The 13046-nt window shown below is 54.2% G+C and carries 9 protein-coding genes; 4 read left to right on the top strand and 5 right to left on the bottom strand.

Going from position 1 to position 13046, the window contains the following annotated elements; translation table 11 throughout:
* The first annotated feature begins 5 nt into the window (after positions 1 to 5).
* From J4617_RS11870 to J4617_RS11860, 3 genes are all read left to right on the top strand, one after another.
* A complete protein-coding gene (locus J4617_RS11870; RefSeq protein WP_001212135.1) occupies positions 6 to 1919 on the top strand; it encodes a BglG family transcription antiterminator in 1914 nt (637 codons plus the stop codon).
* A gap of 77 nt (positions 1920 to 1996) precedes the next feature.
* On the top strand, positions 1997 to 2239 hold the full coding sequence (locus J4617_RS11865; protein WP_000212724.1) for a type II toxin-antitoxin system RelB/DinJ family antitoxin: 243 nt from the start codon (positions 1997 to 1999) through the stop codon (positions 2237 to 2239).
* Positions 2229 to 2513 (top strand): type II toxin-antitoxin system RelE/ParE family toxin, encoded by a 285-nt coding sequence (locus J4617_RS11860; protein WP_000220578.1) that lies wholly within the window; start codon positions 2229 to 2231, stop codon positions 2511 to 2513. The genes J4617_RS11865 and J4617_RS11860 overlap by 11 nt, the downstream gene beginning before the upstream one ends.
* A gap of 3 nt (positions 2514 to 2516) precedes the next feature.
* On the opposite strand, the gene nrdG is transcribed toward J4617_RS11860, so the two are convergent.
* From nrdG to treR, 5 genes are all read right to left on the bottom strand, one after another.
* Positions 2517 to 2981, bottom strand: coding sequence for an anaerobic ribonucleoside-triphosphate reductase-activating protein (gene nrdG, locus J4617_RS11855; protein ID WP_017465840.1), 465 nt, complete (start codon positions 2979 to 2981; stop codon positions 2517 to 2519).
* A gap of 216 nt (positions 2982 to 3197) precedes the next feature.
* On the bottom strand, positions 3198 to 5336 hold the full coding sequence (gene nrdD / locus J4617_RS11850; RefSeq protein WP_000187821.1) for an anaerobic ribonucleoside-triphosphate reductase: 2139 nt from the start codon (positions 5334 to 5336) through the stop codon (positions 3198 to 3200).
* 408 nt (positions 5337 to 5744) lie between these two features.
* Positions 5745 to 7397 carry an alpha,alpha-phosphotrehalase gene (treC, locus tag J4617_RS11845; RefSeq protein WP_000155049.1) on the bottom strand — a complete coding sequence of 551 codons (1653 nt, stop codon included), beginning with the start codon at positions 7395 to 7397 and terminating at the stop codon, positions 5745 to 5747.
* A gap of 49 nt (positions 7398 to 7446) precedes the next feature.
* Positions 7447 to 8865, bottom strand: coding sequence for a PTS trehalose transporter subunit IIBC (gene treB / locus J4617_RS11840; RefSeq protein WP_000048840.1), 1419 nt, complete (start codon positions 8863 to 8865; stop codon positions 7447 to 7449).
* A gap of 137 nt (positions 8866 to 9002) precedes the next feature.
* Positions 9003 to 9950, bottom strand: a complete 948-nt coding sequence (gene treR, locus J4617_RS11835) for a trehalose operon repressor TreR (RefSeq protein WP_001181303.1) — start codon at positions 9948 to 9950, stop codon at positions 9003 to 9005.
* Between the two features lie 383 nt (positions 9951 to 10333).
* Between treR and mgtA the strand changes: the two genes are divergently transcribed.
* Positions 10334 to 13042, top strand: coding sequence for a magnesium-translocating P-type ATPase (gene mgtA, locus J4617_RS11825; protein WP_000920858.1), 2709 nt, complete (start codon positions 10334 to 10336; stop codon positions 13040 to 13042).
* The last annotated feature ends 4 nt before the right edge of the window (positions 13043 to 13046 follow it).

Raw genomic sequence — 13046 nt, 5'->3', positions numbered from 1 at the left:
GAGACGTGCGATTCCCCAACCAACGTTTAGCGCAGCTATTTGCGATGCTGCAAAACGAGACGCTGCCGCAGGATGAGCTGGCGCAGCGGTTGTCGGTCTCCACGCGTACCGTTCGGGCGGATATCGCCGCGCTGAACATGTTGCTGACGCCGCATGGCGCGCAATTTACTCTCAGCCGCGGCAACGGGTATCAGCTCAAAATTGATGATCCGGCACGTTATCAATCCCTGCAAACGCAGCAATCTCCCGCCCTGGCGCGCGGTCCGCGCACCAGCCAGGAGCGGATACACTATTTGCTGGCGCGTTTTTTAACCTCCGCCTTCTCGCTGAAGCTGGAGGATTTGGCAGATGAATGGTTTGTCAGCCGTGCGACGCTGCAGAACGACATGGCGGACGTGCGCGAGCATTTGCTGCGTTATCATCTGACGCTGGAAACGCGTCCGCGTCATGGCATGAAATTGTTTGGCGGAGAGATGGCGATTCGCGCCTGTCTGACCGACCTTTTATGGACGCTGGCGCAGCAGGAGCCCTCCCATCCGTTAATTGTTAGTACCACGCTGAACACCGAGGTGTCTCAACGGCTGCAGTCTCTTTTGCCGGATATTTTCTCTCATTGTCAAATCCGCCTGACCGATGAGAGCGAGCTGTTTCTGCGTTTGTACTGCGCGGTGGCGGTACGGCGTATTCGCGAGGGGTATCCGTTATCGGAATGCGTGGCAGAGGAGGTCGATGAAAAAGTGCGCCATGCGGCGCATGAGATTGCGGAGCTACTACAACAGCTGGCCGATAAGCCGCTGTCGGAGCCGGAAGTAAGCTGGCTGAAGGTGCATATTGCCGCCCGCCAGGTACAGGAAATTGCCCCCAGCGCCATTAATGCCGATGATGAAGAGGCGCTGGTGCGCTATATCCTCAATTTTATTAATACCCAGTACAACTATAACCTGTTGAATGATAAACAGCTTCACGCGGACTTGCTGACCCACATCAAAACGATGATCACCCGCGTGCGCTACCAGATCATGATCCCCAACCCACTACTGGAAAATATTAAGCAGCACTATCCGATGGCGTGGGATATGACGTTGGCGGCGATATCGAGTTGGGGAAAATACACGCCGTATACCATTAGCGAAAACGAAATCGGTTTTCTGGTGCTGCATATTGGCGTTGGGCTGGAACGTAGTTACAACATTGGCTACCAGCGGCAGCCGCAGGTACTGCTGGTGTGCGATGCTGGTAATGCGATGGTGCGGATGATTGAAGCGGTACTGGCGCGGAAATACCCGCAGATTGAGATTGCCCGCACTCTGACACTACGCGACTATGAGGCGCGGGACAGTATTGTGGAGGATTTTGTGATTTCCACAGCGCGGATCGGCGAAAAAGATAAGCCGGTCATCATGATCGCCCCCTTTCCTACCGACTATCAATTGGAGCAGATCGGTAAGCTGGTGCTGGTGGACAGAACCCGTCCGTGGATGCTGGATAAATATTTCGATGCCTCGCATTTTCGCATCGTGGAGGGGGAAATAGATCAACAGACGCTGTTTAAAACGCTGTGCGATCAGTTGCACGAGGAAGGCTTTGTTGATGCGGCGTTTCTCGATTCGGTTATTGAACGTGAAGCTATCGTCAGTACGTTATTAGGCGACGGGATTGCCTTGCCACACGCGCTGGGGCTGCTGGCGAAGAAAACGGTGGTTTATACGGTGCTCGCGCCGCAGGGGATTGCCTGGGGTGACGAAACGGCGCACGTTATTTTTTTACTCGCCATCAGCAAAAGTGAATATGAAGAGGCGATGGCCATCTACGATATTTTCGTCACTTTCCTGCGCGAACGCGCCATGACGCGCCTCTGCGCATGTCAGAATTTTACGCAATTTAAAACGGTCGCGATGGAGTGTGTGAGTCGTTTTTGAGAGGCGTTATCCAGAATTCGATGTAATGCGAATGTAATGCTAAACTGCATTACACATTCGATTCTCCTGGAGGCATAATGGCCACGCTGAACGTCCGTCTGGATGACAAACTCAAAAATGAGGCTTATGCCGTGCTGGAAAAACTGAACATTACTCCAACGGAAGCCGTGCGATTACTGTTCCAGTACGTCGCGGAAACGGGGCGCATGCCAGTGAAAACCGTCACTCTTAGCGACAGTGAAGATGCATTGATTCAGACAGTTCGGGAGAGGCTGTCTAGTCCGCAAAAGGGAATCAAGGTTAGTCTGGATGACTTATGAACTGGAATTCGACCCGAGGGCCTTAAAAGAGTGGCATAAGCTGGGCGATACGGTGAAGGCTCAGCTTAAGAAAAAGTTGGCTGATGTGCTATTGAACCCCAGAATCGACTCTGCCCGTTTAAACGGTCTTCCTGACTGCTATAAAATTAAGCTTAAATCGTCCGGTTATCGTCTGGTGTACCAGGTTCGGGATGACGTTGTGATTGTGTTTGTTGTCGCGGTCGGTAAGCGAGAACATTCAGCCGTCTATCACGATGCAAACAAACGGCTTTAGCGATCAACGCAAATGATGCACTACCTGGTTGCTGCTACCGCGCCAGATAAGCGCCGGGTCTTTCAGATCCTGCACAAATTTGCCATCGACCAGCACGTTGATGAGATCGACTACCTGCATCTGTGCGGCGTTGAGTTCATCGAGCTTGTAGCCGGTCCACACCCAGATATCTTTCCCCGGGCACTCCGCGTGGATGCGTTGTACCAGTGCCAGGATATCCGGTACGTTTTGCGGATGCAGCGGATCGCCGCCCGACAGCGAGATCCCCTGACGGTGAATGCGCGTGTCGTTCAGATCGGCAATGATCTTATCTTCCATCTGTTTGGTAAACGGCTGGCCGGAATTGAGCCGCCAGGTGCTTTTGTTGTAGCAGCCAGGGCATTCATGCACGCACCCTGACACAAACAGGGTGCAGCGGGTGCCGGGGCCGTTAACGATGTCGACGGGGTAGTATTGATGAAAGTTCATGTTTCCTCGTTGCATTTGGCGCTGTAGCGGCGTTGGCCGCTCTCACTTACCCAGGTCACTTACTTATGTAAGCTCCCTGGGATTCGTTCGTTTGCCGCCTTGCTACAACACCAACTGCTTAGAGGAAACTCATGAAATTGGAACTATAGCCAGCGGTTGTAGGCCGGATAAGGTGTTTACACCGCCATCCGGCATTTACGCATTGCAAACGGAGGATTAACCTATCTGCCCATTGCCTAAATGCTTCACGCGGCGCTTCACTTCTTCCTGCTTACCGGCGTTAAACGGACGCGCGTCCGGGCTGCCTAAATAACCGCACACGCGGCGGGTGACCGAGACGCGCGCGGCATCGTGGTTGCCGCATTTCGGGCAGGTGAAACCTTTACTGGTACATTCGAACTCGCCGGTAAAGCCGCACTCGTAGCATTCATCGATCGGCGTGTTGGTGCCGTAATAGGGTACATGCTGATAGCTGTAATCCCAGACATCTTCCAGCGCTTTCAGGTTGTGCTGAATGTTCGGGTATTCGCCGTAGCAAATGAAACCCCCGTTCGCCAGCGGCGGATACGGCGCTTCGAAATCGATTTTGTCGTACGGGTTGACCTTCTTCTCCACGTCGAGGTGGAAGCTGTTGGTGTAGTAACCTTTATCGGTTACGCCCGGCACCACGCCGAACTCGGCGGTATCCAGACGGCAGAAGCGGTCACAGAGGTTTTCACTTGGCGTGCTGTACAGGCTAAAGCCGTAGCCGGTCTCTTCTTTCCACTGATCCACGGCCTGGCGCAGACGCTCCACAATCGCGATGCCTTTAGCGCGAAGTTGCTCGCTGTCGTACAGGTGTTCGCCGCCGAACAGCGCGTTAATGGTTTCATGGATACCAATGTAGCCCAGAGAGATGGACGCACGACCATTTTTAAAGATTTCAGACACGTCGTCGTCCGCTTTCAGCCGCACGCCGCAGGCGCCTTCCATATACAGGATAGGCGCGACGCGGGCTTTCACGCCTTCAAGGCGGGCGATACGGGTCATCAGCGCCTTCCGCGCCAGCGCCAGACGTTCATCCAGCAGTTTCCAGAATGCGGTTTCGTCGCCTTTTGCTTCCAGCGCGATGCGCGGCAGGTTAAGGCTAATCACGCCCAGGTTGTTACGCCCGTCGTGGATCTGCTCGCCGTTTTCGTTCTCCCACACGCCGAGGAAGCTGCGGCAGCCCATTGGCGTTTTGAACGAACCGGTGACTTTGACCACCTGATCGTAGTTGAGGATGTCCGGATACATGCGCTTGCTCGCGCACTCCAGCGCCAGTTGTTTAATGTCGTAGTTCGGATCGCCAAACTTGTGGTTCAAACCATCGCGGATAGCGAAGACCAGTTTCGGGAACACGGCGGTTTTGCGATTTTTACCCAGACCGGCGATACGGTTACGCAAAATAGACGCCTGGATCAGACGCGACTCCCAACTGGTGCCGAGGCCAAAACCAAAGGTCACGAAAGGCGTCTGGCCGTTAGCGGTGTGCAGCGTGTTAACTTCGTATTCCAGCGACTGGAAGGCGTCGTAGCACTCTTTTTCGGTGCGAGAACGCGCATACCCTTCGGCATCCGGGATCTGCCACTCATCGGCGGTTTTGCGGTGCTTGTTGTAGCTTTCGGTGACAAACGGCGCCAGCACTTCGTCAATACGGTTAATGGTGGTGCCGCCATAAATATGGCTGGCGACCTGCGCGATAATCTGCGCGGTAACGGCAGTGGCGGTAGAGATAGATTTTGGCGGTTCGATCTCGGCGTTACCCATCTTAAAGCCCTGGGTCAACATGCCTTTCAGGTCGATCAGCATACAGTTGAACATCGGGAAGAACGGCGAATAGTCGAGATCGTGATAGTGGATATCGCCGCGCTCATGCGCTTGTACTACGTCACGCGGCAACAGGTGCTGGCGGGCATAGTGTTTGGCGACAATCCCGGCCAGCAAATCGCGCTGGGTGGGAATGACTTTACTGTCTTTGTTGGCGTTTTCATTGAGCAACGCGGAGTTAGTTTGCTCTACCAGGCCGCGAATTTCCTGGTTCAGACGACCACGCTTTTCACGCTGAATGTCGCGATCGTGACGGTATTCGATGTAGGCGCGGGCAAGCTGTTTGTACGGGCCGGACATCAGTTGGTTTTCAACCGCAGTTTGGATCTCGTTAATATCCACCTGACTGCGTGCGTTCATTTGGCTGCTAACGACTTCTGCGACGGTGGCACAGTAATCTGCGTCATCGACTCCCGCTGCTTTAGCTGCACGTAGAATGGCTTCCTTAATGCGCTCTGATTTGAATGGCACTTTACAGCCATCTCGTTTCATCACATGCGGTGTCATGATCACTCCATATTTGTAAGAACAGGTTATCCACAGAGGCCGGGGAAGCCATAACAGGTTTATTCATCTCTTTTCCAACGACTTCCCGCAATCCTGACCCAGGTTATCCACAATTCACCTTGTGTCGAGTGAACAGGTGTTGTAGCAATTGTAGTCAATTAATACAACATATTGGGTCGGCGTGCATTTTAAAGTCTATATGTAGTGATTTGCATCAAGGATGTTTGCAATTTTATTGATGTAGAACAAGGTAAAAATCAGAGCGTACAGATGGCGGGCGCTGTAGCGTTTGTAAAAGATAGCAAGAAAAATCTGATTAATTATTCAACAAAAACAGACAGTAACCTGGAGCAACGCCACAGCCCGTGTCAATAGGTTTGTGGCGTTTATCCGTATAAGGACGTCGCGTTAGCGTTGTAACCACCAGATGGCTTCAAATGGGCGGAGCGTCATCGCGGCTGGCTGGCTGGCGACCTCGCCATAATTGTGCAGTAGCGCCTGCCACTGTCCTTTGATATGCGGCGGATGCCACTCCTGGCACTGGTCGCTCAGATTGGCGACAACCAGCAGGGTTTGCCCCTGCCACTGGCGGCGATAACACCATACTGATGGGCTATCCGGGAGGAGATCCTGATAATCGCCCCAGATCAGTACAGGCTGGGTTTTACGTAGCGCAATCAGCTTTTGATAGGTGTAAAACACCGAGTTTTCATCGCGTAATGCCGCCGCGACATTAACCTCCGTATAGTTATCGCACAGGCTTATCCACGGCTCGCCCTGGGTGAAACCGGCGTTTTTACCGTTGTCCCACTGCATCGGCGTGCGGCTGTTGTCGCGGGATTTACTGGCCAGGATAGCCAGTAGTTCGTCGGGGTCGCGTCCGGCGGCGCGTAGCGCGGCAAACATGTTATGGCTTTCCACGTCGCGATAATCGGTGATGCGGGTAAAGTGTGGGTTGGTCATGCCGATTTCTTCGCCCTGATAGATATAAGGCGTCCCTTGCATACCGTGCAGCGCCATCGCCAGCATTTTCGCGGCTGGAACCCGGTATTCACCCTCGTCGCCAAAGCGGGAAACGATGCGCGGCTGATCGTGATTACACCAGAATAACGCGTTCCAGGCGACGTTATGCATCCCCTGTTGCCAGTGGCGGAACAACGCTTTCAGCGCCACATAATCAGGTTTTGCCAGCGTCCACTTTTCGCCATTGGGGTAATCCACCTTCAGATGATGAAAATTGAAGGTCATCGAGAGTTCGTCGCCGCTAAGCGCGGCATATTGCTGGCAGTTTTCCAGCGTGGTAGAGGACATTTCGCCTACCGTCATCAGATTACGCGGCGTAAAAACGTCACGGTTCATTTCGCGTAAAAACGTATGCGCGCGCGGTCCGTCGGTATAAAAGCGGCGTCCGTCGCCCGTCGGATCGTCAGGAAAATCCTGATCTTTGGCGATCAGGTTCACCACGTCCAGACGCAGGCCATCCACGCCGCGATCGGCCCAGAATTCGCAGACCTTTTTCAGCTCGGCGCGCACGGCGGGATTTTCCCAGTTCAGGTCGGCCTGTTCAGGCGCGAAAAGGTGTAAATAATATTGTTCGCTCTGGCTATGCCAGCGCCAGGCGCTGCCGCCAAATTTGGATTGCCAGTTATTCGGGCAGACATCCGGCGTGCCATCGCGCCAGATATAAAACTGACGGTATGGACTCTCTTTGTTCAGCGCTTCGCGAAACCAGGCGTGCTGGGTAGAAGTATGGTTAAACACCATATCCAGGATGATACGAATACCGCGTGCTTTCGCCTGCGCGACCAGCTCGTCAAAATCATCCAGCGTGCCGTAGGTCGGGTCGATAGCCGTATAATTTGCGACGTCATAACCGTTATCCACCTGCGGCGAGATATAAAACGGCGTGAGCCAGATGGCATCTACGCCGAGTCGCTGTAGATAGTCAAGGCGCTGCGTGACGCCGCGTAAATCGCCAGTGCCGCTGCCGGTCGTGTCCTGAAAACTTTTCGGGTAGATCTGATAAATAACGCCGTTTTGCCACCAGAGGGGAATAGTCATTGTTGTTTCCTGCAAGTGCGTTGGGACGCAACTGCGCCCCGAAGAAGTATTAGACAATTTGTAATGTGCCCTGACGATGCTTACGCTGATAGATAAAGGTGGTCAGAATCACCGGGATCACGATCGCGATAACCATCGCCATGCCGTACACCTGCCAGTAGCGCGGCGGTATAGACAGGATGCCCGGCAGGCCGCCCACGCCGATACCGTTGGCGATGACGCCGTTCAGACCGCAGAGCAGTCCCGCCAGACCAGAGCCGATCATCGCGCACAGCATCGGAAAACGATACTTCAGGTTGATACCGTACATCGCCGGTTCGGTTACCCCAAGGTAAGCGGAAATGGCGGCAGGAACGGAGATCTCGCGTTCATTGTGTTTACGGCTGGAGATGATGATGCCCACCACGGCGGAGGCCTGCGCGATATTCGACAGCGCAATCAGCGGCCAGACTGGCGTACCGCCCATGCTCTGGATCATCTGCATATCGATAGCGAGCGTTGTCTGGTGGACGCCGGTAATGACCAACGGGGCATACAGGAAGCCGAACAGCGCCGCGCCTATCGGGGCGAAACTGCCGGTCATCAGATAACGTACCGCAAAGGCCACGCCGTCGCCGATCATACGACCAAAGGGGCCGATAAAGGTGTGGGCGAGAAAGACGGCCAGTATCAACGAACACACCGGGACGACGACCAGGTAGAGATAATCCGGCACGATGCGTTTCAACCGCGTTTCAATAAATCCAAGCGCCAGTCCTGTCAGTAGCGCCGGGATAACCTGCGCCTGGTAGCCCACTTTCTCAATGCTAAATAAGCCGAAGTTCCAGACGTCCGGCGTTTGCTGGCCCAGCAGATACGCATTCATCAACTGCGGCGACACCAGCGTCACGCCGAGCACGATACCAAGAATCGGCGTGCCGCCCATTTTTTTCACCGCCGACCAGCAGATCCCCACCGGCAGATAGAAAAAGATCGCTTCGCCGATCAACCATAAAAAATCATAAAGCGTTTTTAGCGCCGGATGCATCTGCGCCAGCGTTTGGCCGTTGCTCATCGGCACATCGCCGATCACGTTACGAAAGCCTAAGATCAAACCGCCGCTAATCAACGCCGGTAGTAGCGGAAAGAAGATCTCCGCAAAGTGGGAAATTAACTGCTCATGCCACTTCATGTTCTGGCGAGCGGCTTTTTTGGCCTGCTCTTTATCGGCATACGCTTTGCCGGTGGTCTCCAGCAGCGCGTTATAGTAATCGCCGACTTCGGTGCCGATCACCACCTGAAACTGCCCGGCGTTGGTGAAACAGCCTTTAACCATCGGCAATTGTTCGATCTCTTTTGGTCGGGCGTTCGTGGGCTGGTGGAGCACAAAGCGCAGGCGAGTAATGCAGTGGCTCACCGTGGCGATGTTGTCGCGCCCGCCGACCAGGTCAATCAGCCGGTCGATATCGGCTTGTTTTACTTTGCTCATCGTAAAGCCTCATGGCAGAGGAGGTATGTTATGGGTTGGCGCAAGAGTATCTCTTCAACGTTGGTTTAAAAATGGGAACGTTCCCGAAACGCAGCGACGATCACAAATTACTCGTGGTATTTCGTTTAATCAGTCACTCAGGCGAGGGTAGAAGGAATGACGATCCGGCGCGGATCGCAGCGGCCATTGATCTGTTCGATCAGCTGCGAAGCCGCCTGTCGTCCGGCTTCAGCATAGCCAGGATCGACAGTGACGATCTCCGGGTGCAGGAATTTTATCAGCGGCGTGTTCCCGACGCTTGCCAGTTGCAGCGTCTCAATACGTTGCTCCTGTAAATACTTACTGGCGCCCAACGCCAGCGTATCGGTGGCGCAGACTAACGCGGTGGTATCCGGCATGATGACGCTTGCCGTATGCTCATAGCCCTGCTTCATGGCAAGACCGGGCAGGGCGGCGACGGGATGAAGTTTATGTTTTTTGCAAAACGCCAGGTATGCGTCATGCCGACGTTTGCCGGTGGTAATATCGCTATGGGGAACGCCCAGAAAGCTAATGTTGCGGTGTCCCTGCTCATACAGCCGCTGCATAAGGATATGAATCGCGCCCTCGTCGTCGTAACAGACGGAGGCAAAACCTTGCGCATCTCTTGCCAGCAGCACCAGCGAGGCTTTCCAGGGGGAGATCAACTCTTCTGTGATGCCGGTAAAGCCAAACAGCACCACGCCATCAATGTTACGTCGTCTGAGCATGCCCAGATGTTCCATTACCAGCGTCGGCGAGAACTGGCTTTCCATCATAATAGGGTCGTAGCCCTGTTCATAAAACGCAGGCAGCATGGTCTGAACCGCGAGGTTTTCAGACAACGAATCAAGGCGAGTGACGATAATAGCGACCACTTTATCGCTTTGTCCCCGCATCGCGCGGGCGGAGCGGGACGGAGAGAAACCGTGTTGATTCATCACCGCTTCGACACGCTCGCGGGTACGTTCGCTTACGCCGCTTTCATTGTTAAGCACGCGGGAAACGGTTGATTTCCCTACGCCGCTCAGGCGGGCGATGTCTTTGATAGTGAGCCGGTTTTGCATCCTGTTTTCCCGTGGCGTGACGCTGATGGTGATAAAAAGAGTAACTTTACTCAAGCGAAGGGCAATGGGCAAAGTCTGGTTTATCGTTGGTTTAATTACGTAACGGTATGATACCGCCATAATTGCCACAAAACTTATGGATTTATGCGTATAATCCGCGGCGCAAATTATTTACTTACCGGAGGCGACATGGACCCTGAACCCACCCCTCTCCCGCGATGGAGAATTTTCCTTTTCCGGTAAGCCTGCCTCTGCTGTCTTACCGGTGTGTAAGACAGTGACACAATAACGTCCCTGTTTTTATTTAAACATTGCTCATCGGGCAAGGCTTTGCCGCGCCTGAAGAATTTTCTGCGCCTGACTTCGGCGCGGAGGGATTACCTATGCTAAAAACCATTACCCGCCAGCTTTTTGCCCGGCTTAATCGTCATTTGCCTTATCGTCTGGTTCACCGCGATCCGCTGCCCGGCGCGCAGACCGCGGTAAATGCGACTATCCCGCCTTCGCTGAGCGAGCGCTGTCTGAAAGTCGCGGCAATGGAGCAGGAGACTCTCTGGCGCGTTTTTGATACGCACCCGGAGGGATTAAACGCTGCCGAGGTGACGCGCGCGCGTGAAAAGCATGGCGAAAACCGCCTTCCGGCACAGAAACCCTCGCCGTGGTGGGTGCATCTGTGGGTATGTTATCGCAATCCTTTCAACATCTTACTCACGATTCTTGGCGGCATTTCTTATGCCACGGAGGATCTGTTTGCCGCAGGCGTTATCGCCCTGATGGTCGGTATCTCAACGCTGCTGAATTTTGTGCAGGAAGCGCGCTCGACAAAAGCGGCGGACGCGCTAAAAGCGATGGTGAGCAATACCGCTACCGTACTGCGGGTTATTAATGAAAATGGCGAAAATGCCTGGCTGGAATTACCCATCGATCAACTGGTGCCCGGCGATATTATTAAGCTGGCGGCGGGGGATATGATCCCGGCGGATTTACGGATTATCCAGGCGCGCGATCTGTTTGTCGCCCAGGCGTCGCTGACCGGCGAATCTCTGCCAGTCGAGAAAGTCGCCGCGACGCGTGAGCCCCGGCAAAATAACCCGCTTGAGTGCGACACGCTGTGCTTTATGGGGACGAACGTCGTGAGCGGAACGGCGCAGGCCGTGGTGATGGCGACCGGCGCCGACACCTGGTTTGGTCAATTGGCGGGGCGCGTGTCGGAACAAGATAACGAGCAGAACGCTTTCCAGAAAGGAATTAGCCGCGTCAGTATGTTGCTGATCCGCTTTATGCTGGTCATGGCGCCGGTAGTACTGATTATTAATGGTTACACGAAAGGTGACTGGTGGGAAGCGGCGCTATTTGCGCTCTCGGTCGCGGTAGGGCTCACCCCGGAAATGTTGCCGATGATCGTCACCTCCACCCTCGCGCGCGGGGCGGTGAAGCTCTCGAAACAGAAAGTTATCGTGAAGCACCTTGATGCGATTCAGAACTTCGGCGCGATGGATATTCTGTGCACCGATAAAACCGGCACACTGACGCAGGATAAAATTGTGCTGGAGAATCATACGGATATTTCTGGTAAGCCCAGCGAGCATGTACTGCATTGCGCCTGGCTGAACAGCCATTATCAGACCGGTCTAAAAAATTTACTGGATACGGCGGTCCTGGAGGGAGTAGACGAAACCGCTGCGCGTCAGCTCTCCGGACGCTGGCAGAAAATCGATGAGATCCCGTTTGATTTTGAGCGTCGCCGGATGTCGGTAGTGGTCGCCGAAGATTCGAACGTGCATCAACTGGTCTGCAAAGGCGCGTTACAGGAGATCCTGAACGTGTGTACTCAGGTGCGCCACAACGGCGATATTGTGCCGCTGGACGACAATATGCTGCGCCGGGTGAAACGCGTTACCGACACGCTGAACCGTCAGGGGCTACGCGTGGTCGCCGTCGCGACCAAATACCTGCCTGCGCGTGAGGGCGATTACCAGCGTATCGATGAGTCTGACCTCATTCTGGAAGGGTATATCGCTTTTCTCGATCCGCCGAAAGAGACCACCGCGCCGGCGCTGAAAGCGCTGAAGGCGAGCGGAATTACGGTGAAAATTCTCACCGGCGACAGCGAGCTGGTAGCGGCAAAAGTTTGCCATGAAGTTGGGCTGGATGCGGGCGATGTCGTTATTGGCAGTGATATTGAAGGGTTAAGCGACGACGCGCTGGCGGCGCTGGCCGCCCGTACGACGTTGTTTGCGCGTCTGACGCCGATGCATAAAGAGCGCATCGTCACTTTGCTCAAACGCGAGGGGCATGTGGTCGGTTTTATGGGCGACGGGATTAACGATGCCCCGGCGTTGCGGGCGGCGGATATTGGTATCTCGGTAGATGGCGCGGTGGACATCGCCCGTGAGGCGGCCGATATTATCCTGCTGGAAAAGAGCCTGATGGTGCTGGAAGAAGGCGTCATTGAAGGTCGTCGTACTTTTTCTAATATGTTGAAATATATCAAGATGACGGCCAGCTCAAATTTCGGTAACGTGTTTAGCGTGCTGGTAGCGAGCGCCTTTTTGCCGTTCCTGCCAATGCTGCCGCTGCACTTGCTGATTCAAAACCTGCTGTACGATGTATCCCAGGTGGCGATTCCGTTTGATAATGTCGATGAAGAACAAATTCAAAAGCCGCAGCGCTGGAATCCGGCGGATTTGGGGCGCTTTATGGTCTTTTTCGGTCCGATCAGCTCGATTTTCGACATTTTGACCTTTTGTCTGATGTGGTGGGTATTTCATGCGAATACGCCAGAAACGCAAACTTTGTTCCAGTCCGGCTGGTTTGTGGTGGGATTACTGTCGCAAACGCTGATTGTGCATATGATCCGTACCCGTCGTCTGCCGTTTATTCAAAGTCGCGCCGCCTGGCCGCTGATGGCGATGACATTGTTGGTGATGGTGGTGGGAGTTTCGTTGCCGTTTTCGCCCCTGGCGTCTTACCTGCAGTTGCAGGCGCTGCCGTTAAGCTATTTCCCGTGGCTGATTGCCATTCTGGCGGGATATATGACGTTAACCCAGTTGGTGAAAGGGTTTTACAGCCGACGTTATGGCTGGCAGTAAGCGT

Source organism: Salmonella sp. 32010601201800023SM, assembly GCF_017572235.1.
Classification (GTDB): domain Bacteria; phylum Pseudomonadota; class Gammaproteobacteria; order Enterobacterales; family Enterobacteriaceae; genus Salmonella; species Salmonella enterica.
This window is presented reverse-complemented; position numbering and strand designations above follow the sequence as displayed.